The organism is Candidatus Poriferisodalis sp., from assembly GCF_965221945.1.
Classification (GTDB): Bacteria; Actinomycetota; Acidimicrobiia; order Acidimicrobiales; family Poriferisodalaceae; genus Poriferisodalis.
In genome coordinates this window covers 2453747-2478760 of the sequence record NZ_OZ244925.1, presented here as the reverse complement: position 1 = coordinate 2478760, position 25014 = coordinate 2453747, and the positions used below count along the sequence as shown (strand labels likewise).

Genomic DNA, 25014 nt, shown 5'->3' with positions numbered 1-25014 from the left:
CCTAAAACTGCTAGTCAGAGACGGGTTTTCGCCGTAAACGAAACGTTCATATCGAGGCGGGACGGCAACGATCATGCGGGCACTGTGGTTGAAGATCGGCTGCGGTACTGCCGGTCGGCCTCGCCGGTGCGCTATTGCGGCGGGAGCTGCACGGTGCGCTGTGATACCCAGGCCCTTGCAGTGGGGTACCCGAACGCGACGGTGTTCCTCGCGGTGGTCACGATCATGCCGGCGCGCTCCAGCCGGCGCCGGTAGACGTGGGCGTAGTTGGTGGAGACGCCCATTCGTTGTGCAATGGCGTCGAGCGTGGAATCGCCGGTGTCCTCGGTCATGGCCGCAAGGAAACGCCGATCCGTGTTGGAGAGTTCGTTCCACGTCGGCGCAATGACCAGGCGGCCGATCCTGCTCTCGGAGCGGTTGATGCCGACTGTGAAGTCGGCGTCATTGATCCCTGCCGCTGGATCGTGTACGGCTTTCCACGTGTAGAAGCCGATGAGTTGCACCATGAACGGGTATCCGTTGGCGGCCTCGACGGCGCGCCCGAGGGCATGGTCCTCGATCGTCGCCGCCGACCGGCTCATCGGAATCTCAAGGGCGTTCCGCGTAGCGGCGGCATCGAGCGGGCCGATGTCGTAGCGGGAGCACCGCTGCAGGAATGTGGCCAGCTGGCCCTGTAAGAGCTCGTCCTCGATGTACGGCAGTGCTGCACCGGCGAAAGCGATGGGTCGGCCCTCGCGGCGAGTGACATGCTGGAGGATGCCGCCGAGTTCGCGCACTTCGCCGACATCGGCCGCATGCAACTCGTCAACGGTGATGAGCAAACCGCTGCCAGTCTGCGCGAGCCGGTCGCCGAGGCTGCCGAGAATGCTGCGAAGGTCCTGCGGTCCTTGCGACGAGGAGCGGTGCTCGAAGGCGATGCCCACACCGGCCGCCTGCAGCTCGCTGACACGGCGCGACGGCTCGCTGTCGAACTCGGCGAGCAAACGTGCGGCGCCATCTCGCAGGCGTTCAATGAGGCCGCTGGGGTTGCCTTGTTCAGCGACCACGAGCCAGCCTCGCTTGCGGACCATGTCCTCGGCTGCATTGAGCATCACCGTCTTGCCGGTGCCGCGAATGCCGATGAACAACACGGTGTAGTCCGGGTGTGACGGTCCAGTCTCGAACGCCTCGTCGAGGTCTTCCAAGATTGCGTCTCGCCCTGCCAGTGCAGGAGGCGAGGTGCCGAAAGTCGGCGAGAACGGGTTGTTCTTGGCCACGGACTCAGCGTACTCGGGATCCACTCGCAGCAGTTTTGTGAGATTTGTCAGTTTTGCAGCATTTGTTTTGTTTGCAATATTTGCAAATCTCGAATCGCCGGAATTCTGCGCGGCAGCCACCTAAAGCGGATCTCTCGTTCGGCAGGGGTCGCGGGTACCACCGGTAGCCTGCGGCCATGGACATCCGGATCGGCATCACGCACGGTGGTCGGGAGCTCAATGTCGAGATCGACGATGATGTCGCGGCAGATGCGGCTGCAGCGCTCGAAGCCGCATTGAGCGGCGACGAATCGGTGCTTTGGCTGAACGATCGCAGCGGACGCCGCGTCGGAGTGCCCATCGACAAGCTCGCATTTCTCGAGTTGGGCCCGACCGGCGACCGGCGCATCGGCTTCGCCGCGGACTGAGGCTCCTATGCGGGCGCCCGCCGACCGGCCGCGCCCCGCAGCGAACGTGCGCGACAGCCCGCGTGAGCACCTGCGGCGTCTCATGGCGTGGTGGTCCCTGCTGGCCGACCTGTCGTTCTCGGACTTGCTGCTGTTTGCGCCCGGGCAGGTGACGTCGCTCGAAGAGCTGCCCGACGACGTATCGGACCCTGAACCGCACGACGACACCAGCACGCCCCGACCCTGGCGGCGTCTCGGCCCAGATGCTCCTTTGACCGTGATCGGTCAGATCCGGCCCACCACCGGCCGCACGCTGTACCGCGACGACCACATCGGGCTCTGCGTTGCCGCCAGCGAACGGCCGCTGGTATCGGAGGCCTTCGCCCGTGGGGTGATCGTGACTGGCGAGGGCCTGCGGGTGCCTGGGGACCGGCGGGCACGCATCACTGCGGTGCCGGTGACGTTCGATGGCGTGACGATTGCTGTGATGAGCAGCGAAGTGACGCCGCGCTTCACCGACATCCGCGACCCCGGCGAGCTGGAGCGGACCTACATCGCCACGTTCGGCCGGCTGGCCCGAATGCTTGCCGCAGGCCTGTTCCCCTACCGCGACGCCGATGTCGCCGACGAAGAGGCGCCGCGAGTCGGCGATGGCCTGTTCCTCACCGACGACACGACTCGCATCGGATTCGTGTCGCCGAATGCCGTGAGCGCCTTGCACCGCATCGGCGTCGGGGGCAACGTGCAAGGACGGCGCGTGCGAGATCTCGATCTCGGCCCGGACGTGGTGGGGCGCGCCATGAGCGGCGGCATCCCGGTCGTGGGCGAGGTCGAGCACCGATCCGTGACCGTGCAATTGCAGGCGCTGCCGCTGACCGATACCCCCGTGCGCAATGCCCTAGTGCTGCTGCGCGACGTCACCGAGCTGCGCCGCCGCGACCGGCTGCTCATCTCCAAGGACGCCACCATTCGCGAGATTCACCACCGGGTGACGAACAACCTGCAGACGGTCTCGTCGCTGCTGCGCATCCAGGCCCGCCGCCTGGAGTCCCGCGAGGCAAACCGGGCGCTCGACGAGGCGGTACGGCGCATCCGTGCCATCGCCTTTGTCCACCAGACGCTGTCGAGCGAGACCACCGACGATGTCGATTTCTGCGATGTCGCCGAGACGCTGACCGAGACGATGCGCCAGAGCATCACCTTCCCCGAACGACCAATCGACTTCAGCGTCACCTGCGAGGCGGGAATGCTGCGGTCGCAGACTGCGACATCGCTGGCGGTGGTGCTCAACGAGTTGTTGCAGAACGCTGTCGACCATGCGTTCCCCCGGTTGTGGGAGATCGAGGATCACACGCTAGAAGCCGCGCCGGGACTCGACGAGAGCCCCATCGGGAGCGTGGAGGTCGAGATCACCCGGCCGTCGACGGACGTGCTGTCGATGGTCGTGCGCGACGACGGCATCGGCATCCCAGACGAGTACGACACTCAGCGTTCCGGCGGCTTGGGCACCTCGATCGTGCGCGCACTGTGCGGGACCGATCTCGGCGGCACCTTCGAGGTCAGGCGTCGGACGCCCCCGCCGGGTTCCGAGGCGGTCGTGCAGATCCCGCTGCGAACGATCGCCTGACCGCACCGCGCCTGATCAGGCGGCGCTGGAAGGCATGACAAGCCTGAGCACGTCGGGCACCCACTCGATGCGCAGCTGGTCGACCGCGCCGAGATGGTCGCCGTCGAGCTGGTGACCGAACGGGCGGATCCCCGTCACGGTGAGTTCGCGGACATCGTCGATGCGCTGCACCACGCTCGGATCCATATCGCCGAGGCTGCCATTTGCGCGGAATACCGCTGAGAGCACGTCGAGCGAGTCGGCCAGACGCAGCGATCGTAAGCCCACCACCGACAACCCGTTGTGCAAGGTTGCCGCTGGGGCGATGTGCACTGGTCGGCTGCCGAGAAACGTGTAGGGATCGGTGTTCGCCACCACGATGACGAAACAGCCGTCCACCTGTGTCGACTCTGGCCCCGCAGTGCGGGCGGTCAAGGTCCCGGTGCGCCGGTCGTAGTGCCGCAGCAGCGTGTCGACGCCCGCGAGCAGGAACAGCGGATGGCCCAGGTAGCGCTTGAGGGTGGGGTGGCGCTCGACCCGCTCCACGATCGCGGCGTCGAGTCCCATGCCGCAGTGGAACAAGAAGAAGCGGCCCGATGTGCGACCGAGCCCGGCCGAGGTGATGCTGCCTGCTTCGAGTGCGTCGAGGACTGCCTCGGTCGCAACGAGCGGATCGTCGGGCGTCCCAATGGTTCGTGCGAACACGTTGGTCGAGCCGCCCGGCAGCGCGGCAAGCCTGCAGTCGGTTCCGGCCACGCCGTTGGCCGCTTCGTTCAGCGTGCCGTCGCCGCCGAGCACCACCACTGCATCGGTGCCGGTCGTCGCGGCACCGCGTGCGAGACGAGCGGCGTGCCCGCGGCGGTTGGTGAACGCCACCTCGGTGTCGTGGCGCTCCGAGAGCACAGTGTGAATCAACACTCGCGTGCGAGCAGTCGTTGACGACGCCGAGTCGTTGACCAGCAGCAGGACGCGCACGGCGCAAGTCTCACCGATGCGGAGTGGAAGACCTGCCACAAATCGGCAGACTCTCGGTTCATGAAGGTCGTTGTGTGCGTCAAGCAGATCCCAGACCCGGCTATCCCGGGACAGCTCCAGTCCGATACCCGGACGCTGAACCGGGACGACAAGCTGATTCTGGACGAATCCGACTCCTACGGCGTCGAGATGGCGCTGCAGCTCGTAGAGGCTGCCGGTGGCGGCCAGGTGACGCTGGTGTCGATGGCGCCCCGCTCTGAGACCAGCGGGTTGCGGACTGCGCTGGCGATGGGCGCCGACGACGCGGTGCTGATCAGCGACGACGCGCTAGCCGGCAGCGACGCACTCGCCACCGCCAAAGTGCTGGGTGCAGCTATCGGCGAGCTCGATGCCGACCTCGTACTGGCCGGCACCGAGTCCAGCGACGGCTACACCGGCACCGTTCCCGAGATGGTGGCCGGCGTCATGGGAATGCCGTCGGTCACGTTCGCGAAGCACATCGAGATCACCGACGGCATCGCGAGCGTCCAGCGCCAGACCGAAGCCGGCTACGACCAGGTGGAATGCGCGCTTCCAGCGGTCGTCTCGGTGACCGCAGGCGTAGTGGAGCCGCGCTACCCGTCGTTCAAGGGGATCATGGCGGCCAAGAAGAAGCCGGTCGATGCGAAGGATCTCGCCGCGCTGGGCATCGATGCGAGCGCAGTCGGTGTGGCAGGCGCCCGGCAGGAAACGGTCGAGGTGACCGATGCGGCCGAGCGTGAGGCCGGCGAGATCATCACCGATGAAGGCGATGCGCACACCAACATCGTCGAGTTCCTCACCGAGCTGAAGATCATCTGACCTGACCGTCGTTCCCGACCGGCTCGCCCGCTACCCGAACTACTGACCTACGAACCCCACAGGAATCACTCGCAATGACGCTTGCACAGATTCTGCTCTTCGCTGAAGGCGACGCCGACGGTCCCTCGGGCCTCACGCTCGAGTTGGCCACCAAGGCCCGAACGCTGGCCGATTCCGTGACCGCGTTCGCCCCGGCGCACGGCGAGGCCATGGCCGCCGAGCTGGGCGCGCACGGCGTGTCCACCGTGTACGCGCTCGAAGGACTCGGCGACGGGCTGGTCGGCGTGCACGCCGCTGCTGCGCTTGCCAGCCACATCGAAGCAACCTCGCCTGATGCCGTGTTCTTCGGCCAGACCGCCGACGGGCGCGACACCGCCGCCCGGCTCGCGGTGCTGGCAGATCGTCCGGTGTCCACCAACAACGTCGGCGTCGAAGTTGTCGATGGTGCGATTGTCACCGAGGAGCCGATCTTCGGCGGGACGCAGAACATCTTCACCGCCTACCGTGCGCCGGCGCCGGCATTGGCGATGTTCCGCCCGAAGAGCTTCGAGGCCGAGCCGAATGACGGCGCCGCCGCGGCTGGCGTCGAGACCGTAGGGGCAGTCGACCCGGGCGAAGCAGGCCGGGCCGTCGTGACAGGCCGCCACGCTGAGGAGCGCTCGGGCCCACAGCTCGACGACGCTGCTGTAGTGGTGTCGGGCGGGCGCGGGCTGGGTCAGCCCGAGGCGTACTCGATGGTCGACGAGTTGGCAGGGCTGCTCGGGGCAGCGTCGGGCGCCTCACGCGCCATCGTGGACGCCGGCTGGGTTCCCTACGCCAAGCAGGTTGGGCAGACCGGCAAGGTCGTGAAGCCGAACGTCTACATCGCCTGCGGCATCTCGGGTGCCACGCAGCACTTGGTTGGCATGAAGGGCTCCAAGAACATCGTCGCGATCAACAAGGACCCTGAGGCACCGATCTTCGGCGTGGCCGATTTGGGCATCGTCGGCGACGTGCACAAGGTGATGCCGGCGCTGATCGAGGCGCTCAAGTCCCGCTAACTAGACCAGCGGCTGTCGTATTCCCGCTGGCTACACCAGCGGCCAGGGCCAGCGACGGCCGCCGTCGTCGTCGGGGAACTTGCCGAAGTTGGCGAGCCACTCGGCTCGCTCCGCCAGCGCGCTGAACTCATCTGGCCGCAGCCATTGCGACAGCGCGGGCGTCGGCTGCGCTGCCGATCCGATGGCGCCAGCCAGATCGTCGTCGAACGGTTCGCCGCCGAAGTCCCAGATGACCGTGCGCAGCTTGAAATTGCTTGCGAAGCACAGACCCTGATCGATGCCGTAGATCGGTCCCCAGCGCGACGCCAGGCAGTGCCCCGACTTGCGGTCGGTGTTGTTGGCGATGAGGTCGAAGGCGCAGATCCGCCGAAGGTCGGCATGGTGCCGATCTTCGTTGACCAGGGTGAAGTAATGCTCTTCGAAGTTGGCGTCGATGAACAGCTGGATCGAGCCCACGCCAAAGGGCCCGTCCCGCTCGACGGTGGGCGGAATGACGTGCCAGCCAAGCGCCTCCGACAGCTCGAACGCGGCAATCTCCCGCCGATACAACCCGGAGGGGAAATCCCAGAGCGGACGCTCTCCCCGCTCGGGCTTGTAGATCGCAGCGGTCGGCATTGTGGGGTGGTCGATTCGTACCAGGAACGTGGCGTTGCTGCTGTAGGGCATCCGCCCCAGCACGGAGATGTCGCCCGTGCGCAGCACACCCAGGGCATCGGCCACGGACGCGTCCCAGATGACCGGCAATTCGAGTTGTGTGCCGTCTTCGTTCTTCGGCAGCAGGTGATGTGGGGCCGGTTCGCTCACGCCGGCCAATCAATCTCGGGGCGGGCGGTGCCCATTGCGCTGGCCGAAGTCGCGGCCTTCGGAGACCAGCAGCAGCGCTTGCTGCGCGAATCCGAGCGCCATCGCGTAGTCGAGGTGGAAGCGGGCGCGACCGCCAGTGCGCTCGTCGTCATCAGCCAGCTCCTCGCCGCCCGAATCTGCGTCGTCGTCGGGATCGTCGCTGTCGCCGTCGCTGTCATCGAGCTCGTCGGCAATGACCACGATGACCTTGCCCTCGGTGTCCATGCCCGTCGCCATACGGCCGACTGTCCATGCGGCGGTCACCGGCTCGACCAACTTGGCAAAGGTTGACGCAGGACCCTCGTAGCTCTCGCCTTCGAGAAGTTCGCTGAGCAGGTTTGCCAGCGCCCAGACCTGCCCCTTCTCCAGCTTCAGCGAGACGACGTGACCGGCTTCTGTGGCCTGCAGGAAAAAGATCCGCTGGCCAGCCGGCCCGACCGTTCCCGCCACGAAGGCGTCCGGATTGCGCAGGTCGAAATCGTCAGTCATGCCGGAGAGAGTGCTGCGAGGTCTGAAGTGCTGTTGGTGGCCAGCACCACGGGGCCGTCATTGCTGTACAGGATCGCAGTCACCGAGCACGGCGACACGACGATCCGCTGGAAGAGGTCGAGATGGGTTCCCATGGCGTCAGCTACCAGCGCCCGAATGGGGTCGGCGTGGCTGACGGCGACAACCGTGGCGCCGCGATGGCGGGCTGCCAGCTCGCCTGCCGCCGCAGCGATGCGCGCCTGCATCTGGCGGAACGTCTCGCCGTCGGGGAAGCGGAAGCCGCTGGGATAGCGCTGCACCTGCGACCACGCCGCCAACTTGCGCAACTGGCTGAGCTTGCGACCCGTCCAGCGGCCCATGTCGAGTTCGTTGAGGCCGTCGTGTATGCGCACGCTGCGGCCGAGGGCCGCACCAATCGGGGCGGCGGTTTCCTGGGCCCGTTCCAGCGGGCTGGCATACACCGCCGCGACGCGGCGTCCCCCCGCAGCAATGCGCTCGGCGGCATGCTGCGCCTGCTGGACGCCAGCGTCGGACAGGTGCACTCCCGGACGACGGCCGTACAGCTCGACGCCGGTCGTCGGGGTGAGACCGTGGCGGACGAACAGCAGCAGCGTGGGTCGAGGTCGGGCTGGCACCGTGCCGAAGCTACTTGTCTGGATCGTCGCGCAGCGGCGCCAGACGGCACGCGCGCAGCGCCGGCGACTGGCACACTCGCAGCGATGAGCGCCGCATCCCCGTCGTCCGGTAACGCCTCTGGCGGCGCGGCGCTGCGCTTGCTGAACAACGAGGTCGCGGCGTGCATGCGCTGCGACCGGCTCGTGGCGTGGCGCGAGCAGACCGCAGCCCACAAGCGAGCAGCATTCGCCGACGAGGACTACTGGGGGCGGGGCGTGCCCGGCTTCGGAGATCCGGCCGCAGCGATTGTGTTCGTCGGGCTGGCGCCGGCTGCACATGGCGCGAACCGCACCGGTCGGATGTTCACCGGCGACCGTTCTGGCGACTTCCTGTACGCGGCCCTGCACCGCTGCGGCTTCGCAAATCAGCCGACCTCTGAGCGCGCAGGCGACGGACTGGAGCTGCGTGATGCGTACATCACCGCTGCGGTTCGCTGCGCGCCGCCAGCGAACAAGCCCACCCCTGCTGAACGAGATGCCTGCCGGCCGTTCCTCGAACGCGAGCTGGCACTGCTCGTCAATGCCCGCGTTGCGGTCGCCCTCGGCGCCTTCGCCTACGGTGTGCTGTGCACGCTTGGTGGTGTGCGGCCTCGGCCCCGATTCGGCCATGGCGTGACCGCCGAGGTGCCCGCTGTTGGAGGATCGAGCGGCTCGGAAGCGTTGGGCGGGATCGCCCGCATCGTGTGCTCGTTCCACCCCAGTCAGCAGAACACGTTCACCGGCCGCCTCACCGCCGGCATGGCCGATACGGTGCTTCGCGATGCGCGCCGACTGGCGAATCTTCCATCCGCCTGAGGCATGGCGGCCTCTGCTGCTGCGGGGCGCGCGTTGGGTTGCAGCGGTGTTGGCGTTGGCGGGCGTTGTCGCATGCTCAACGACCGTGATCGAGGTGGCGCCGGCGACCACCCGAAATGGCGCAACGGATTCCGACGCGCCCATCGGCAACCCCGGCACGCTTGCCCCGCCGACCGTTCCCGGCGACGGCGCTCCCGGGGTGCTCGCAATCGAGCCGCTGATCGCCTTCATGGATGCGTGCGTCGCCGACGCTGGGCTCGTGGGACCGTGCCACTGCGCCGCCGACCGCATGGAGGGCAACCTCACTGCCATCGATCTCGAGGTCTTTGAGGATCGCATGTCGGGCGCTCTGGAATTCTCTCCCGATCTTGCCGCAGCGCTCGTCAACTGCCGTGAGGCTGGACCGCCGGCGCAGTGGACCGAGGCCCAGCAGCAGGCCTACCTCAACGAGTGTTCTGCTGGCTCGGACCGCTTGCGCAGCTTGTGTGCATGCTCGCTGGCCCGAGCGCAGGATGTGGTGCCGGCCCACCGGCTGAACCACTTCATGGCCAGCACCGAGGTCCGACCCGACATCGTCGACTTCATCAACCTCTGCCTGTGAGCCGACGCCGGCTGCGGCGTGGGCTACCTCTTCGTGGGTTCAGGCAGCAGCGCGGGCTTGTCCCAGGCGAACTTCGGCCAGCGGACCCGCGACTTCTCGCTGAGCTTGTGCATGAGTGCGATAGCACCCGGGTCTTCGTCGCCAGGACGCCCGATGAGCGAGCCGTCGGCCAGCATCTTCATGATGATCTCGCGGCCGATTTCGGTCCGGACGATGGTGAGGGTCCAGTCGCTGTACTTGCCGATACCGCCGGTCGAGATGTCAGCGTGCTCGGCGGCGAAATCGGGGCAGTGGTTGCATCCCTCGCGGGTCCAAGCGTGGCATTCCTTGAGGTTGATCTCGTAGTAACCGCCGTCGTGCGTCCAGATCTGGAAGACGCCCTTGATGTTCGTCTTGCGGATGAGATGGCGGTCGAGCCCGTACTTCTGCTCGAACAGCTCTTCGAAGATGGCCTCGTCGAACGACTTCGAGCACAGCAGCCCGATGTTCAGCACGAACCGGTTGCCGACCTTGCCCACCTTGCGGGACTTGGCGACGGGCACGATCGAGCTCTGGCAGCTCATGCCGACCAGAGCGAGCTTCTGAGCGCCGGCCTCGATCGCCTCGTTGTAGGCGAGCGTGTTGGCCGAATAGGTGTAACGGCTGCCAGCACCGCGCAGCACGTCGTCGCGGTTGAAGGCAACGCCGGGCGACGCCGTCCACTGGTTGCCCTCGCCCTCGCCGACGTAGGACGTCAGGGCGGCGTCGATGTAGCCGTGGTCGAGCGCCCAGATGAGGATCGCCGACACCAGCCCGCCGTCCTGGCCGATCTCGTGGACGAAGTCGTCAGAGGCCCTTGTCAGGATGATGTCCTTGAACACGCCCGAAGGCTCTTCGCCCGTGCGGTGCCGGCCGAACATGAAGTCGTCGGCTTCGTCTTCCCAGGTGCGGAAGCGGGGGCAGGCGCGGGTGCAGCTTGTGCAGCCTTTCTGGCCGTGGCCGCAGTCTTCGAGCCCCAGCTCCTCTTCGAGGTGGAACGGCATGAAGCCGCCCTGGACGTGCTCGTAGCCGATGACGTCGTGCGGGCAGGAGATCACGCAGCCGGCACAGCCCGTGCACAGCCCTGTGGTGATGACCTCGTCGTACAGCTCCTTCCACTGGAAGGTCCAGCGTGGCGGCGCGCCGCCCGATGCCGGGGGAGCCCCAGTCGTTGCCCCAGTCATTGCCCCGGTCATTGCCATGGCCCAAGACTATGGCAGGTGCCTCGCGAACGGTCCGGGACGACCTGGCTCGGAGACCGTGGGAACATTGGCGCTCAAGTGCTGGATCGACGCCGCGGTGCTCTAGGGTGGCCCGCCGTGACCGAGGCCGAACTGCTGGCGCTGCTGTGTGAGGGTCGGGTGGCGACGCTAGCGACGATCCGTGCCGACGGGCGCGTCGATCTCGTGCCGTGCACGTACGCATTCGAGGACGACGTCGTGGTGACAGCCGTCGACCACAAGCCCAAGACGACCATGGACCTCAAGCGGCTCGACAATGTTCGACGCTTTCCCGAGGTCACGATGTTGATCGAGCACTACGACGACATGAACTGGGAGCGCCTGTGGTGGGTGCGCCTGCGCGGCCGCGCTGTGGTGCACACCGAGGGTGCACAGCACCGACATGCGATCAAGCTGCTGTGCGAGCGCTATCCCCAGTACGCCACGCAGCCGCCGGTCGGCGCTGCCATCGTCATCCAGCGCACCGAGTTGACCGGGTGGTCAGCGGACAGCTGAGCCGGCGAAGCGCCCTCGGCCGGCATGGAGCCGACGAAGCGCCCTCGGCAGGATTCGAACCTGCGCACATGGCTCCGGAGGCCAATGCTCTATCCCCTGAGCTACGAGGGCTGAAGGTCCGGGCTGAGCTCGAATGTCCGGACTCAATGTCCGGCAAAGCTACCGACCGCTGTCGCGCCCCGCTCTTGCGAAGACGTCCAGCCGCCAACGCCGCACAAGACCGGCGCGCCGGCTGGGCGGGTTCGCTGGCGAGCCGTCGGGCACGGCTTGGGTGTACAGCGGCCGTGCCACGCGACCGTCGGGCGTCATCACCCTGCGTGCGGTCCCGAGCACCACGACAGCGACCGTGAACGCGACGCCCCCCAAGATCAGGAACATCACGATCATCTGTGCTGCTACAGCGTCGAGCGGGTCGGCTCCCGCCAGGATCATGCCGGTCATCGCGCCGGGCAGCGCCACGAGGCCCACCACGCTGGTGCGTTCCACCTGAGGGACGAGCGCTGATCGGATCGCCTTGCGAACCTGCGGGCGGATTGCCGAGCTGCCGTCAAAGCCCAGGGCGAGCATGGCGTCGATCTGGCCGCGTTCGTCGGACAGCAGTTCCTCTATGCGCGCCGCTGCGGCAATCGTTGTCGGCAGCGAATTGCCGAGCAGGATGCCGGCGACGGGAACCAGCGCTGTCGGCGTCAGGGCAAAGACGCCGAGCCCGAACGTCACCGCGAGGCAGACGCCCAGCGGCACGATCACCGCGGCCACGATCAAGCCGATCGACGGTTGGAACGGTTTGAGCCGCCGCGTGCGCCGCCGCACCACACCGGTCGCCAGCACCACCATGGCAGCCACCCACAACCACGACCACACGAGGGCGGCCTCGGGTCGCAGCACCACGATGAGCACGCCGCCCACGACCGAGAGCTGGACCGCTGCCCGTGCTGCCGCCACGACGACACCTCGCGTGATGCCGAGGCGCAGCCATGCCGATAGCACTACGACAGCGGCCACCAGAGTCAGGCTGGCGGCAACGTTGACCCACGTCAGGTCGAGATCCATAGCGCGAGGTTGTCACGCCGCCGAGTCGCGCGGCATTCACGCCGCCGAATGTTCGGGGACACCCCGTGCGGCGAATTACGCCGCGCCGAGAGCCGGGTGCGATGGAGGCTCGTACATCGTCGGTGCCGACGAGGAGGCAACGACAAACCACGGCTGTTCGGCCGCAATTGAACCCGGGATCAGCGTCCAGCAGGGGTAGCTTCGCAACGGTGATAGAGCAGGCGCTCACCGGCGCGATCGCAGGTGCCCTTGCGGGTCTTGGCATCGACGCCGACGGGTCGCGTCTCCGTTTGGAACGTCCATCGCGAGCCGATCACGGCGATTGGTCGTCGAACGCTGCCATGGTGTACGCAAAGGCGGCAAAGATGGCTCCGCGCGAGCTGGCGGAACGCGTCGTGGCCCAGCTCGAGCTCGCAGGCCTGCCGCACCTCGAACGCGCAGAGGTCGCCGGCCCAGGATTCGTCAACCTGCACTTGGCGCCGTCGTGGCTGCACGAGGTGCTGATCTCGGTCCTGCGCGAGGGGACCGAGGGCTACGCCTGCCCCGACATCGGCCAATCCCAGACCGTGAACCTGGAGTTCGTCTCCGCCAACCCGACCGGTCCGCTGCATGCCGGCGGAGGGCGGTGGGGTGCGTACGGCGACAGCCTTGCCCGCCTGTTCCGTCGCTGCGGCTACGAGACCGTCACCGAGTACTACATGAACGACCTCGGCGTGCAAGTGCAGCTCTTTGGACAATCGCTGGTGGCACGCATGACCGGCGAACCCGTGCCCGACGACGGCTACCACGGCGATTACGTCGGTGAGTGGGCAAGCGAACTAACAGCCGAACTGCGTTCAGGTTTGGAGGCAGAAGCCGATGTCGCGCAGTTGTTGCGGAAAGCGGCGCTCGAGGCGGGGCATGCGCCGATTCCCGTCGGAACCCCCATCGAAGTTCAATTCGCTGCGAAATGGGGCATGAGGCGCGCCCTGCGCGACGTCGGCGAGTCGCTGTCGGCCATGAACGTCAGCTTCGACCGCTGGCAGAGCGAGGCCGCGCTCGTGGACTCCGGAGCCATGGACGAGGCCATGGGGCGGCTTCGCGATGCCGGGTGGGTGTATGAGGAAGAGGGGGCTGTCTGGCTGCGCACTAGCGAGCACGGTGACGACAAGGACCGGGTGCTGTACCGCAGCGACGGCGAACCCACCTACTTCGTGCCCGACATCGCCTACCACGACGCCAAGTTCAGCCGCGGCAGTCACGTCATCGACGTCCTGGGAGCCGACCACCACGGCTACGTACCTCGCATCGCCGCTGCGATGCAGATGCTCGGACACCCGCCCGATTCCTACGAGGCGATCGTCGGCCAGAACGTGACGCTCATGCGTGACGGCCAGGTCATCGAGCTGTCCAAGCGCACCGGCACGATGGTGGAAGTGCGCGAGCTCATCGACGCGGTGGGGCCCGACGTGGCGCGCTTCGCCTTTCTGCTGCAGTCGATCGACTCGCGTCAGACCATCGATATCGATTTGCTGTCGGCGCAGGCCTCGGAGAACCCGGTCTTCTACGTGCAGTACGCCCACGCTCGGATCGCGTCGGTGGCTCGACGGGCTGAATCGGATGGGGTCGCGCCCGTACCGCCTGCCGGCACTGATCTGTCGACGCTTGACGGCGAGCGCGAGCTGGCGCTGCTGCGAGCGCTCGAGGTGCTGCCCTCAGTGGTGGAGATCGCGCAGCGAGAGCGCGCGCCCCACAAGGTGACGACATGGGTGCGCGACCTGGCTGGCGCCTTCCACGGCTTCTACAACGACTGCCCGATCCTGCTCCGCGACGTGCCGCCGGAGGTTCGCGACGCTCGGCTTTGCCTGACTGAGGGCACGCGCATCGGCTTGGCGATCGGGTTGGACCTCCTCGGCGTGGACGCGCCGTCGGCGATGTGAGCAGGAAGTGACGGTCCGGCCATGAGCCCTGATTCACTCAGCACCGCAGCCGGTGGCACCGATGCGCCCACCGACGATCCCAGCGACCCGATCCCGTTCCGGCTGCTGCCGCAGACCTCTGAGGTCTCCGAGGAGGGGCGCCTGCGTGTTGGTGGCTGCGACCTGGTTGACCTGGCAGCTCAGTTCGGCACACCACTGTTCGTCTATGACGAAGCGCACCTGCGTGCGCGCTGCCGCGAGGCCGTATCGGCCTTCGATGGGGGAGCGGCGTATGCCGCCAAAGCGTTCTTGTGCGCGGCCATGGCGCGGTTGGCGATCTCCGAAGGCATGGACATCGACGTGTCGAGCGGTGGTGAGTTGGCGACCGTGCTGCGGGCGTTCGATGGCGACACCGCCGAGAGCCTGGCGCAGCGGATCGTGCTGCACGGCAACAACAAGTCAGTCGCGGAGCTGGGGATGGCTCGCGCAGCAGGTGTGGGCCGCATCGTCGTCGATTCGGCGGACGAGCTGGACCGTCTCGACGAGCTGCACCGTGCCGACGGGATGGTGCCGCGGGTGTTGCTGCGGGTCACGCCCGGCGTGCGGGCTGAGACACACGAGTACATCTCGACCGGGCAGGCCGACTCCAAGTTCGGCTTCGGCATCGGCCAGGGCGTTGCGATTGCCGCAGTCGAGCGGGCCGCTTCTGCGGCCTCGGTCGAGCTCGTGGGCATCCACTGCCACATCGGCAGTCAGGTGTTCCGAGTGGAGAGCCTCGCCAAGGCGCTGGAGGTGGTTGCCGAGTTCGCGGCCCCGCTGTTCGGCGGCTCGGGGCTGGCTGCCGGCCGTCTGGAAGAGCTGTCGATCGGCGGCGGGCTCGGCGTCGCCTACGTGGAATCGGAGCGGGCGCCGACGATCACCGAGTGGGGTGCCGTCCTGTCGCAGAGGTGGGATGCGCTGAGCAACCAACACGGCTTCGAGGCGCGCTTGGTGGCTGAGCCGGGGCGTGCCATCGCCGCAGCTGCCGCGGTGACTCTCTACACGGTGGGTGCCATCAAGGAGGTGCCGGGAGTACGGACCTACGCCGCCGTCGACGGCGGCTACGGCGACAACCCGCGCCCGATGCTCTACGGCAGCGACTACACGGCGTTCATGCCTGCCCGGGCAGCAGAGCCACGCCCGGCTCGGGTGCGGCTGGTGGGCAAGCACTGTGAGTCGGGCGATGTGATCGTGCGCTCAGCTCCCATGCCGGCAGGACTGGCTGCGGGCGACTTGGTGGCAACACCGGTGACGGGCGCCTACGGCTACTCGATGGGCGCCCCCTACAACCGCATCGGCCGCCCCGCCGTCGTCTTCGTGGCAGGCGGAGATGCCCGCTTGGTGATCCGCCGCGAGACAGTCGACGACATGGTGGCGCTCGACGTCGTTTGACTCGACGCAAGGTGCGCTGAGGGTCAGCTCTTGCCTTCATGGGTGCATAAGTAGTCTCAACACTTGTCAGGGTCTTGAGGCGTTTGGGATGGGCGCACACATCTCGCGTTCGGTGAATCACACCGGGTCTTGTAGAGACTGGGGGTCCCTGAGACGCGGTGGTTGCCGCGCCGCTGGCAGGAATGCTCAAGGCGCCGGTGCTCACCACGCCTTCGGGCGAATTGCGCTCCGACGCTGCAGCGTTCCTGCGGCGCACCGGTGTGTCCAACGCCTTGATCGTAGGTGCGAACTGCGACACCGACGGAGTCGGGCCCTCCGTGGTGACCGAACTCGAAGCGCGGGGCATATCCGTCGAACGTGTCACTCGACCGGACCAGTACGCGACATCGGTTGCGGCTGCGCGGCGGCTCGGCACGCCCGGCGACATGAAGGGACACGGCCGGACCGCGATCGTGGCCAGCGGCAGAGTGTTCGCTGATGCTCTCGTCGCTGGCCCGTTCGCGGCGCAGGGCCACCATCCGATCCTGCTGACCAAACCCAGCATCTTTCGCCGCGACGTCGCCCGCTATCTGACTGAAACGGACGTTGAGCACGTCATCCTGATGGGCGGCACCAGCGCACTGCCCGAGATCATCGAGGATTCGATCACTGATCTCGGCATCGAGGTCACGCGCCTAGCTGGCGCGACGCGCTATGACACCGCCGTCGCCGCTGCAGAGTTCGTCGTGCGCCGCTACAGCCTTACGTGCTTCACCGAGCGCCGTGCCGGCTTGGCGCGTGGCCAGGTGCCGTTCGACTCATTCAGCGCCGCACCCCTGATGGCCCGCTTGTGCACTCCCTTGCTGCTCGCAGATCCCGACCGGATCCCCGCAGAAACCGCCGAGCACCTCCACCGGGCACGCACGGCCATCGGATCCGCTACCGGCGACAAGCTCGCTGTGCACGTTCTTGGCGGACAAGCAGCAGTCTCGGACGCCGCAATCGACAACTACCTCGCGATAGGTACTGCGCCCGGCGTCGAATGCGATCTGGGGCTCGGCACCGAACCCAGAGTGATCATCGACGACGTCGACGCAATCTTCCCCACATGGTCGCCGGATTGCCGCCGTATCGCCTTCCAGAGCAACCGCGAGATCTGGACAGCAGATGTCAACGGCAGCAACCGAGCCAAGCTGACCAATGGCTCGTACCCGGCTTGGTCACCTGACGGCACGCGCATTGCGTTCGTCCGATTCACCGACCAAGTTCTGCATGGGGAGGTAGTAGCTCATGTCTACGTCATCAACATCGACGGAACCGGGGAAATCCAACTCACCGCTTCGAGCGTGCAGGACATCGCCCCGAGATGGTCGCCTGACAGCCGGCGAATCCTGTTCCGCCGCACGGATCTCTCAGACGACCCCGATCCCGAGGACCACTTCCGCAACTCACGCCTAGCGATCATCGATGCCGACGGAAGCAATGAGACCAATGTCGATGCGAGCGCCGTCTTTTATCAAGGCCACGACTGGACCGATGATGGCGAACGCATCTCGGTACAGAACGGCGGGGGCGTCGCAACGGTGCGCGATGACGGATCCGATTGGAAGCCGGTATGGCCAGTCAGCCTCAGCAGAATCAAGTTCTCGAAGTACGCGTGGTCACCCGATGGTTGCCGGATCGCACTGCTCGGCAGTGCCTCATTAGGAGACGGTCAATGGGAGAGCTACATCAAAGTGCTGGACCTCGACGACGATGAAGTCGGGACGGTGGTCCGCTATACCGGCAGCGTCTTCCAAGCATTCAAGATCCTCACGCCCGAGTGGTCGCCCGACGGCCGCAGCATCGCCTTTTCCCTCCACGACGGAAAGATCAGACCTCAGCGGCCGATTCACGTTGCCAAGGTGCCCCCACCGTGATATTGGCAAGTGCGGCATGGCTAGCTCGACGTCAAGGAGGTCGGCAAGGTTCCGTGTCATCTGCATTCGCCCTCTACCAAGTCCCAGGCACAATTCGGCGTCTGGCCGTTGACGTCGATGATGCTGCCGACTTGATTCCAGGCCTGAGCGGTGGCGTCGAACCGGAGAATTTCTGAACCCTCGATGAAGAACGCGTCGTCGTTGCCGTTGAACTCGGCGACGATGCCGTCGATGATCATCGGATGGTGAATGCTCAGCGAACGCATCGCCAGGATGAAATTTGTGCGGTCGAGGCCGCCAGGCAGCTCCGCTGCGATGCGCAGCGCCTCGACGTATGGGTAGCCGAAGGTGTAGCCGATGGCGGGCAGCGAATCGGTGGGGTCCAAGCCTCCCGCGGCGAGGTTCTGATTGACGAACTGAATGAACGGGTCGTCCGCGTACTTGGGGTCGGTGGAGTCCTTCGACGCGCCGCCAACAATCCACCAGCCGTCCGCGAAGTCGCCGGCCGGCTTCATGTAGTTCTCGATGCTCTTGCACAGCGACGGCGTGAACAGTGCTCCGCCCCTGGCCCGGATGTCATCGATCAGACCGCTCACGCCGACTTCCTGGACGGCCATCAAGCACGCCAAGCCCACCGTCATCGAGATGAACACCTCAGGCTCTGAGGCTGCGATCTCGGCCATCTCGTTGGTCAGCGTCGGCGCAGCCGGGTCGTCACGCACCGGCAGGAACTCCGAGACGACGTCGGGATTGGCGTCCGCCCACACCTCGAAGGCCTCCTCGTAGACCCGACTGACGCTGTTGTCCATCACCAGACCGGCCACCTTGACGGGCAGCAGATCAGACAGGTTGTCCCTGATCCAGGCGCCCCACAGGATCGACTCGGTCGATCGCGACGTCTGCAGACCGGTGGTCCACGGGTGGTTCACCGGGTCGCCCCAAACCGGATAGCCGCCGAGCACGATCGGCTGCGGGATGCACTCCTCGTTGATCTTGCCGTACACCGGCAAGGCGTTCACCGCATCCAAAGTGCTGATCGCGAACACGTTCTCTGCTCGGATCAGCTCGTCCACAAGAACGATCGTGTGAGCACCGATGTAGCCGTCGTCCTTGACGATCAGCGTCAGGTCACGCGGGGAGCCGTCGACCATGATCGGGTCGTTCTCGTTGACCCAGTCGAAGTAGTTCCCCAAGCCGTGGGCGATGTTGCCGTAGGCAGCGAGGTTGCCCGACTGAGGGGCGGTTTGGCCGATGCGGATCTGCGAGTCGGTGATGCCGGTCGCGGCGGACCACTCAGCGGGGCATTCGCCCATGTCGATTTCGAAGCCGGCAGGGCCTCGAAGGACGTTGTCGCCGTCGATGCCGTACTCGCCCGAGTCGATCATCGCTGTGAGCGCAGCCACGATCTCAGCGCGCCGCCCCGCCGCAGCGGCGAACAACTCCTCGAGCGCCTCTGCCCCTTCGAGTTCGCGAGGATAGAAACGCGGGCTCACCTGCACGACGGAACTGAACGAGCCGCCAGCGAGGAGCGCATTGTCGGAAACAGCCGCTGTACCGCCGAACACGACCGCGTCAGCCCCGAACGCCGAAGCGCCAACCTCGATCGCGTTCGCAGTTGCCGAGTCCAGCGAGCCGGCATTGGTCAGCAGCAATGGTGCGCACAGCTTGGCCAGCACCGGACCCGCACTGAACGCGTCGAACGGGACATGAGCGTTCGCCAACCCGATACGAGAATTGTCGAAACAACGGTCCGGCGACCCGGAGTACTTGCCGTCAATGAACGCTGCGGTTCTTGCTGCGGTCTCGAAACGCGTCGCACCAGCCAATCGTGTGACGGCCACGCCGAGACTGCGAAGCTCTTGCTCGACCTCAGCGGAGACGGCCGCCGCGCCGCCCATGACCACGACGTGCTCGACACTCCCACGCGAGAAATAGCTCGCGGCCCCTGGATGCAGCGAGTCGCGGGGCGTCAGCAGCACCGGGTGGACGCCCCGAGCGGAAAACGTGCCGGCAACCATGGCGTCAGCGAACACCTCGCCATTGGCCAATATCGCGGTGCCGCCCAACGATCCCATCGCCCCTGGATCACCAATGCGCTGCGCGACGGCACTCGCCGTTGCGTACTGATCGTCGCGGGTGATTCGCTCAATTTCGCTATCGAACTCCGCCAAGGCGTCGACCGCGGTCGGCGTTACCAGCCGCTCATTGCCGATGACCACAATCTCCGATACACCCGCAGCCCTCAAGAAACCCATCGCCTCTTCGCCGAGCCCGTCAGCGGGCGTCAGCAACACCGGAGCATCCAACTGACCCGCGACTGAGGCGGCAACAACTGCGTCATGCCATGACTGGCCAGACACCAGCACCACAGAATCCAACGCACCAGCGGGTCGGCGACTCAGGAATTCCGAGAGCGACGAACCGACCACGGGGGAAAGTGCCGCCGCGAACACCCGCGCCGCCTGCAACGACGTCGCGTAACGGTCAGGGCCAGAAATCCGCTCCGCAATCGACGGATCACCATTCGCAGCACCCCCATTCGCGCCTGCCGGCAGCGCCACCACCGGCAGCGCCACCAAAGCCACAACCAAGGCCAACACGACCGCAACGGTCCTGTTCCTCTGACCTCGTGGCGCCTTTCGCGTCTGTTCAGTCCCGTCTCGGCCCATACCCGAATCCCTTCGCACCCCACCGGCGGAAGGAATCAAACGCAAGAGCGGCACCCCCTCCCCGACAACCTCACCCAACGCTAAAGCGCGAAGAGACGGCACACCGCGCTTGGCACGCTCACACCCATCGAGTTCGAGACTCGACATCAACACCAACCCGCAGCATGAATCCAGCAATCCACCTCCGCGAAACGCAGGGACCCCCACAGTCTCTACAAGACCCGGTGTGATTCCCCCTCGTTGTGTCGCACATGTGGCTACGGTTCACGCGTCACCCAGACAGTCGGGGCGGACCGGATCGGGCGGCCGGGACGGTCGTGGTGCAGGGATGATCTACTGCCCTGCCTGCGTCTCAACGGACTCGGGCTTCACCAACGCGGGGTGAGGCATCCGTGGCACATCACGGGTGGTTGAGCAGCGTGCTGACGATCTCGCTGACGTGCCACCTGGTGTCAACGTCAATCGCGCCAAGGGGACGAACCAGGCGATTGGCGTTGACCGATCGCAGCAGTTCGCATTGCACGTAGCTCGTCTCGTCCAGGCCTGTGTGTGTGTTCGCGGGGACTTCGACATGGAGGTCCAGTCCTCGGTGGGTTGTCGTGAGCGGTGCCACGATTGCGATCGGAAAATCGGAGCCGAATATGTCCGGCGGCCCGAGCACGAGGGCAGGCCGGCGAGAGGCAGGTTCGTTCGGATACGGCTCTCCGAATTCGGTGAGCCAGATCTCGTCAATCGACGCCATCGCTCACGTGGGTCGATTCGAGCTCTGTCAGGTAGCTGGCCCATGCCTCCGGATCCCTGCGCAAATCGGCGTATTGCTGTTGCACTCGCAGCCCGAATCTCAGCCGGCGCAGGGCGTCAGCGGCCTGACGGACCGTCTCGGTGAGGCTGTCGCCGCTTGAACGGCTCATCTCGACCAGGCCCGCATGAGTGCCTCGGTCGACACGGATCGTGGTGGTTTCCATGGCGTGACGCTACCGCGTCTGGCTACAAGATATCTACAAAACATCTACACGGACCCCTCAGGCGCTGTTCCGCCTCACATCGAGATCGGCCGGTGAAGGGACACCGGGGTCAAAGACCACATGCCTCAGACTCGAATGATCTTCGGGGGCAGTCAGCAAAATCCCTGCTGGGGCGGGGGTGCGATGCCGGTACCGTTTCGGCCGTGCCCGAAGCCGATGTCGCATCTCAGCAGGCTCCTGCCGGCGAGGCCCGGCCGTTGCGCGTCGGCATTCTGGGCTGCGGCAACGTGGGGGCGGCGCTGGTGTCGCTGCTGCAGCGCGACAACGAGCATCTCGCGGGACGCACTGCGCTGGACTTCGAGGTCATCCGTGTCGCGGTCCGCAATCTCAGCGCTGAGCGAACGGTGGAACTGCCCGATGGCGTATTGACCCGCGACAGCGAATCGCTGGTGGTGGCCGATGACGTGGATGTGGTGGTCGAGGCGATGGGCGGCATCGAGCCGGCTCGCCATCTCGTCGCTGCCGCCCTTGGAGCAGGCAAGCCCGTCGTCACTGCCAACAAGGAGCTCATCGCCAATGTCGGTGAGGAGCTGTTCGCCGCGGCTGCGGCCAACGGCGTGGACTTGGCGTTCGAGGCGGCCGTAGCGGGCGGGATCCCGCTGATCGGCGTTCTGCGCAACTCGCTCGTCGGCGAGCGCATCACCCGGGTGATGGGCATCGTGAACGGGACGACCAACTACATCCTCACTCGGATGACCGAGGACGGGGCCGACTACGCGGACGTCCTTGGCGAGGCGCAGCGTCTGGGCTATGCCGAAGCCGATCCGACTGCCGACGTCGAGGGATTCGATGCCGGAGCCAAGGCGGCGATCCTGGCGATGACGGCGTTCGGGGCCAAGGTTGTGGCCGGCGACGTCTACGCCGAAGGCATCAGCGGGATCGGCAAGGACGACATCGCCGCGGCGGCCCGGATGGGCCATGTCATCAAGCTGCTTGCAGTCGCTGAGCGTCAGAACGGCGAGATCGCTGTGCGGGTGCATCCGGCGATGGTGCCGATCGACCATCCGCTGGCCTCGGTGCGTGACGCCTTCAACGCCGTCTTCCTTGAGGGCGAAGCCGTCGAAGATCTCATGCTCTACGGGCGGGGAGCGGGCGGCTTCCCGACCGCCAGCGCCATGCTGGGCGACCTCATCACAGTGTCGCAGAACCTGCGCCGGGGTGTCTGCGATGGCTTCGGCCCGCTGGCCGCGGCGCGGCTGCGGCCTATCGACGAGACCTACACCGCGTATCACCTGCAGTTCGACGTGACCGACAAGCCCGGCGTGCTTGCCGCGGTGGCTGGCGTCTTCGGCCAGCACGGCGTGTCGATCCGCTCGGTCGAGCAGACCACACGGGGCGGTGCCGCCGACGGCATCGCACACTTGGAGTTCATCACCCACCGCGCTCGCGAAGCCGACGTGGCGTCAACGCTGCGCGACGTGCGCAACCTCGACGCCGTACGGAGCATCGGCAACGCGATCCGTGTGATCGGCGAGTAGCCGGCGGGATTGACTGGCCGGAACATGCGTTACATCAGCACCCGGGGCGACGCCCCGATCCTGGAATTCGGCGATGTGCTGCTCGAGGGCCTGGCCTCCGACGGCGGGCTGTATGTGCCCGTTGAACTGCCGGCGATCAACGCGAGCGACTTGGCCGACTTTGCAGGTCTGGAGTACCACGAGGTGGCAGCACGGGTGCTGGCTCCGTTCGTAGCGCCGTCGCTGGATGCCGATGATCTGGCCGCACTGACACTCGACGCGTACTCCACCTTCACCCATCCCGACGTGGTGCCGACCAGCCGGTTGGCCGCGGGTGAACACCTCGTGGAGCTGTATTGGGGGCCGACGCTGTCGTTCAAGGATGTGGCGCTGGCGCTGCTGGGCCGTCTGTTCGAACACGAGCTCGCCCGGCGCAGCACGACCATGACAATCGTGGGCGCCACCTCAGGAGACACCGGCTCGGCGGCCATCGATGCGTGCCGCGACCGTGAGGGCATCGAGTTGGTGATGCTGCATCCGGCTGGCCGGGTCACCGAGATCCAGCGGCGCCAGATGACCACGGTGGACAGCCCGAACATTCACAACGTGGCCATCGACGGCACTTTCGACGATTGCCAGGACTTGGTGAAGGCGCTGTTTGGCGACCGACCGTTGCGCGAGCGGATGCGGCTGGGAGCGGTGAACAGCATCAACTGGGCCCGCGTGGCTGCGCAAACCGTCTACTACGTGACCACTGCGGTGAAACTGGGCGCACCCGAGCGGGCCGTGTCGTTCTGCGTGCCGACCGGCAACTTCGGCAACGTTCTTGCGGGCGACGTGGCCCGCCGCATGGGCGTCCCGATCGACCGGCTCGTGGTTGCCACCAACCACAACGACATCCTGGCTCGCACCCACCGCACCGGCGACATGGCCATCAGCGAGGTGCGGCCCTCCACCAGCCCGGCCATGGACATCGGAGTGTCCAGCAACTTCGAACGCCTGCTGTTCGAGTTGGGTGGTCGTCGCGGAGCCGCGCTGGCAGCCGACATGGCCCAATTCCGGACTGAGAATTCCTTGACGCTGGCTCCGGATGTGCAAGTCGGCCTGCGCGCCGACTTCGATGCCGGCGCAGCGAGCGAAGCCGAGGTGGCTGCCACCATCGCCGCAGTGAACGAATCCGACGAGCGGCTCATCGACCCTCACACCGCGGTCGCTCTCACGGTGGCTCGCCGCGACGTCCCTGCCGGCGGCTGGCGCACCCCCATGGCCGTGATGTCAACTGCCCATCCCGCGAAGTTCGGCGAGGCCGTACTCGAAGCCACCGGCCGCCAACCCGAGCTACCGCCAGCGCTCACAGCCCTGGCAGACCGCGAGGAGCACCTCACTGCGCTGTCCAAAGATCTTGCCGCCCTACGCGACTTCGTCACCGCCCGCTGCAGCCGTTGAATGTGAGTTGCACATCTGTTGGCGCAGCCTCGACCTCAGTTGCAGGCACCAGGTGGGTAAGTGATATCAAGATAGTGATGCTATGATGTCATCTTATGCGAACGGTCATTACGCTGCCGGCTCAGATGCATACCCAAGCGAAACGGCGCGCCGCAGAACTCGGCATCAGCTTCGCTGAATTCACCAGAAGGATCTTCGAGAAAGAACTCGATGCCTCGGCACCTCAAGGAGACCTTGAGACGATCTGTGGCATGGTGCAGGGGTCGCCATTCGACATGGCGCGTGACGGTCACAGCATTGTCGGCGCGGCGGTCACGGCAGAGCTGGCCGAACGCTCGGATTGAGTGATGGAGCTCAGCTTCGTCGACACCTCAGCGTGGGTTTCGATGGCCGATCGTTCAGAGGCGTCGCACGCTCGAGTTGCTGATGCGCTGCGGGAGCGACGGGGCCGTTTGCTCACGTCCGATCATGTGCTGCAGGAAACGTGGACAGTCATGCGATTCCGGCACGATCCCGCTGCAGCGGAGGCACTTGTCAATTCCATCCGCGGTGGCATCGCCCGCATTGAAGTCTCGCTGCTCGCCGATCTCGAAGTGGCAGCTGCAATCGGCACCGCCTTCGGCGACCAGGACTTCTCGCTCTCGGACCGCACGAGCTGGGCGGTCATGGAACGGCTCGGCATTGAAGAAGTCATCTCACTCGACCGCGACTTCCGTATCTACCGCTACGGCCCAGGACGTCGTCGAGCCCTCCACGTCGTGCCCTGATCGAAAGCGTCAGTACGTCGCACAACTGCTCTGGGCGATGATGTGAACGGGTGGTGATGCAAGTGCGGCGTTCCGAGCACGCCTCGAAGCCCAAACGGTCGGCTGCCGTTGTGG

At 66.2% G+C, this 25014-nt stretch carries 24 protein-coding genes and 1 tRNA gene; 14 read left to right on the top strand and 11 right to left on the bottom strand.

Annotated features, from left to right (window positions below; genetic code table 11):
- Positions 1-131: 131 nt before the first annotated feature.
- On the bottom strand, positions 132-1256 hold the full coding sequence (locus ACOQPH_RS11545) for an AAA family ATPase (RefSeq protein ID WP_420621537.1): 1125 nt from the start codon (positions 1254-1256) through the stop codon (positions 132-134).
- Positions 1257-1432: 176 nt separating this feature from the next.
- Here ACOQPH_RS11545 and ACOQPH_RS11540 point away from each other — a divergent pair, with 176 nt between their 5' ends.
- Together ACOQPH_RS11540 and ACOQPH_RS11535 are read left to right on the top strand one after the other, a co-directional pair.
- A complete protein-coding gene (locus ACOQPH_RS11540) occupies positions 1433-1663 on the top strand; it encodes a DUF3107 domain-containing protein (RefSeq protein WP_420621536.1) in 231 nt (76 codons plus the stop codon).
- A 7-nt stretch (positions 1664-1670) separates the two neighbouring features.
- The gene (locus tag ACOQPH_RS11535; RefSeq protein WP_420621535.1) at positions 1671-3269 is read left to right on the top strand and encodes a sensor histidine kinase; all 1599 of its coding nucleotides are present in this window, start codon (positions 1671-1673) and stop codon (positions 3267-3269) included.
- A 15-nt stretch (positions 3270-3284) separates the two neighbouring features.
- On the opposite strand, the gene ACOQPH_RS11530 is transcribed toward ACOQPH_RS11535, so the two are convergent.
- Positions 3285-4223 (bottom strand): diacylglycerol/lipid kinase family protein, encoded by a 939-nt coding sequence (locus ACOQPH_RS11530; RefSeq protein ID WP_420621534.1) that lies wholly within the window; start codon positions 4221-4223, stop codon positions 3285-3287.
- A 60-nt stretch (positions 4224-4283) separates the two neighbouring features.
- On the opposite strand from ACOQPH_RS11530, the gene ACOQPH_RS11525 reads away from it, so the two are divergent.
- Both ACOQPH_RS11525 and ACOQPH_RS11520 read left to right on the top strand, forming a co-directional pair.
- Positions 4284-5063, top strand: coding sequence for an electron transfer flavoprotein subunit beta/FixA family protein (locus ACOQPH_RS11525; RefSeq protein WP_420621533.1), 780 nt, complete (start codon positions 4284-4286; stop codon positions 5061-5063).
- Between the two features lie 74 nt (positions 5064-5137).
- Positions 5138-6103: an electron transfer flavoprotein subunit alpha/FixB family protein gene (locus ACOQPH_RS11520; protein WP_420621532.1), complete on the top strand. Its 966-nt coding sequence runs from the start codon at positions 5138-5140 to the stop codon at positions 6101-6103.
- A 30-nt stretch (positions 6104-6133) separates the two neighbouring features.
- Here ACOQPH_RS11520 and ACOQPH_RS11515 read toward each other — a convergent pair whose 3' ends face one another.
- From ACOQPH_RS11515 to ACOQPH_RS11505, 3 genes are read right to left on the bottom strand one after another with little or no spacing between them, the layout of a single operon-like run.
- Positions 6134-6907, bottom strand: coding sequence for an SCO1664 family protein (locus tag ACOQPH_RS11515; protein ID WP_420621531.1), 774 nt, complete (start codon positions 6905-6907; stop codon positions 6134-6136).
- A 9-nt stretch (positions 6908-6916) separates the two neighbouring features.
- Positions 6917-7435 carry a DUF3090 family protein gene (locus ACOQPH_RS11510; RefSeq protein WP_420621530.1) on the bottom strand — a complete coding sequence of 173 codons (519 nt, stop codon included), beginning with the start codon at positions 7433-7435 and terminating at the stop codon, positions 6917-6919.
- The gene (locus tag ACOQPH_RS11505; protein WP_420621529.1) at positions 7432-8070 is read right to left on the bottom strand and encodes an MSMEG_4193 family putative phosphomutase; all 639 of its coding nucleotides are present in this window, start codon (positions 8068-8070) and stop codon (positions 7432-7434) included. The genes ACOQPH_RS11510 and ACOQPH_RS11505 overlap by 4 nt, the downstream gene beginning before the upstream one ends.
- 84 nt (positions 8071-8154) lie before the next feature.
- On the opposite strand from ACOQPH_RS11505, the gene ACOQPH_RS11500 reads away from it, so the two are divergent.
- On the top strand, positions 8155-8904 hold the full coding sequence (locus ACOQPH_RS11500) for a uracil-DNA glycosylase (RefSeq protein WP_420621528.1): 750 nt from the start codon (positions 8155-8157) through the stop codon (positions 8902-8904).
- Positions 8870-9505 (top strand): hypothetical protein, encoded by a 636-nt coding sequence (locus ACOQPH_RS11495; RefSeq protein WP_420621527.1) that lies wholly within the window; start codon positions 8870-8872, stop codon positions 9503-9505. Before ACOQPH_RS11500 ends, ACOQPH_RS11495 begins: the two co-directional genes overlap by 35 nt.
- A gap of 23 nt (positions 9506-9528) precedes the next feature.
- Here the strand turns inward: ACOQPH_RS11495 and ACOQPH_RS11490 are convergent, their stop codons facing one another.
- The gene (locus tag ACOQPH_RS11490; RefSeq protein WP_420621526.1) at positions 9529-10725 is read right to left on the bottom strand and encodes a Coenzyme F420 hydrogenase/dehydrogenase, beta subunit C-terminal domain; all 1197 of its coding nucleotides are present in this window, start codon (positions 10723-10725) and stop codon (positions 9529-9531) included.
- A gap of 117 nt (positions 10726-10842) precedes the next feature.
- On the opposite strand from ACOQPH_RS11490, the gene ACOQPH_RS11485 reads away from it, so the two are divergent.
- The gene (locus ACOQPH_RS11485) at positions 10843-11259 is read left to right on the top strand and encodes a TIGR03668 family PPOX class F420-dependent oxidoreductase (protein WP_420621525.1); all 417 of its coding nucleotides are present in this window, start codon (positions 10843-10845) and stop codon (positions 11257-11259) included.
- A 39-nt stretch (positions 11260-11298) separates the two neighbouring features.
- On the opposite strand, the gene ACOQPH_RS11480 is transcribed toward ACOQPH_RS11485, so the two are convergent.
- Positions 11299-11370, bottom strand: a tRNA-Arg gene (locus ACOQPH_RS11480).
- A 48-nt stretch (positions 11371-11418) separates the two neighbouring features.
- Complete coding sequence (locus ACOQPH_RS11475; RefSeq protein WP_420621524.1) at positions 11419-12309, bottom strand: ABC transporter permease; 891 nt, start codon at positions 12307-12309, stop codon at positions 11419-11421.
- A 209-nt stretch (positions 12310-12518) separates the two neighbouring features.
- On the opposite strand from ACOQPH_RS11475, the gene argS reads away from it, so the two are divergent.
- The 3 genes from argS (at position 12519) to ACOQPH_RS11460 (ending at position 17536) form a co-directional block, all read left to right on the top strand.
- A complete protein-coding gene (gene argS / locus ACOQPH_RS11470; RefSeq protein WP_420621523.1) occupies positions 12519-14228 on the top strand; it encodes an arginine--tRNA ligase in 1710 nt (569 codons plus the stop codon).
- A gap of 21 nt (positions 14229-14249) precedes the next feature.
- Positions 14250-15638, top strand: a complete 1389-nt coding sequence (gene lysA / locus ACOQPH_RS11465; protein ID WP_420621522.1) for a diaminopimelate decarboxylase — start codon at positions 14250-14252, stop codon at positions 15636-15638.
- Positions 15639-15796: 158 nt separating this feature from the next.
- The gene (locus ACOQPH_RS11460) at positions 15797-17536 is read left to right on the top strand and encodes a cell wall-binding repeat-containing protein (RefSeq protein ID WP_420621521.1); all 1740 of its coding nucleotides are present in this window, start codon (positions 15797-15799) and stop codon (positions 17534-17536) included.
- Positions 17537-17592: 56 nt separating this feature from the next.
- Here the strand turns inward: ACOQPH_RS11460 and ACOQPH_RS11455 are convergent, their stop codons facing one another.
- The 3 genes from ACOQPH_RS11455 to ACOQPH_RS11445 all read right to left on the bottom strand — a co-directional run bounded on the left by ACOQPH_RS11455 (position 17593) and on the right by ACOQPH_RS11445 (position 21170).
- Complete coding sequence (locus ACOQPH_RS11455; RefSeq protein ID WP_420621520.1) at positions 17593-20136, bottom strand: cell wall-binding repeat-containing protein; 2544 nt, start codon at positions 20134-20136, stop codon at positions 17593-17595.
- Positions 20137-20605: 469 nt separating this feature from the next.
- Positions 20606-20947: a type II toxin-antitoxin system PemK/MazF family toxin gene (locus ACOQPH_RS11450; protein ID WP_420621519.1), complete on the bottom strand. Its 342-nt coding sequence runs from the start codon at positions 20945-20947 to the stop codon at positions 20606-20608.
- Entirely contained in the window at positions 20934-21170 is a 237-nt protein-coding gene (locus ACOQPH_RS11445; protein WP_420621518.1) for a hypothetical protein, read from the bottom strand. Before ACOQPH_RS11445 ends, ACOQPH_RS11450 begins: the two co-directional genes overlap by 14 nt.
- A gap of 203 nt (positions 21171-21373) precedes the next feature.
- Between ACOQPH_RS11445 and ACOQPH_RS11440 the strand changes: the two genes are divergently transcribed.
- The 4 genes from ACOQPH_RS11440 to ACOQPH_RS11425 all read left to right on the top strand — a co-directional run bounded on the left by ACOQPH_RS11440 (position 21374) and on the right by ACOQPH_RS11425 (position 24900).
- Positions 21374-22708, top strand: a complete 1335-nt coding sequence (locus ACOQPH_RS11440; protein WP_420621517.1) for a homoserine dehydrogenase — start codon at positions 21374-21376, stop codon at positions 22706-22708.
- Positions 22709-22732: 24 nt separating this feature from the next.
- On the top strand, positions 22733-24133 hold the full coding sequence (gene thrC / locus ACOQPH_RS11435; protein ID WP_420621516.1) for a threonine synthase: 1401 nt from the start codon (positions 22733-22735) through the stop codon (positions 24131-24133).
- 95 nt (positions 24134-24228) lie between these two features.
- The gene (locus tag ACOQPH_RS11430; RefSeq protein ID WP_420621515.1) at positions 24229-24477 is read left to right on the top strand and encodes a hypothetical protein; all 249 of its coding nucleotides are present in this window, start codon (positions 24229-24231) and stop codon (positions 24475-24477) included.
- Between the two features lie 3 nt (positions 24478-24480).
- Positions 24481-24900 carry a type II toxin-antitoxin system VapC family toxin gene (locus ACOQPH_RS11425; protein ID WP_420621514.1) on the top strand — a complete coding sequence of 140 codons (420 nt, stop codon included), beginning with the start codon at positions 24481-24483 and terminating at the stop codon, positions 24898-24900.
- Positions 24901-25014: the final 114 nt, after the last annotated feature.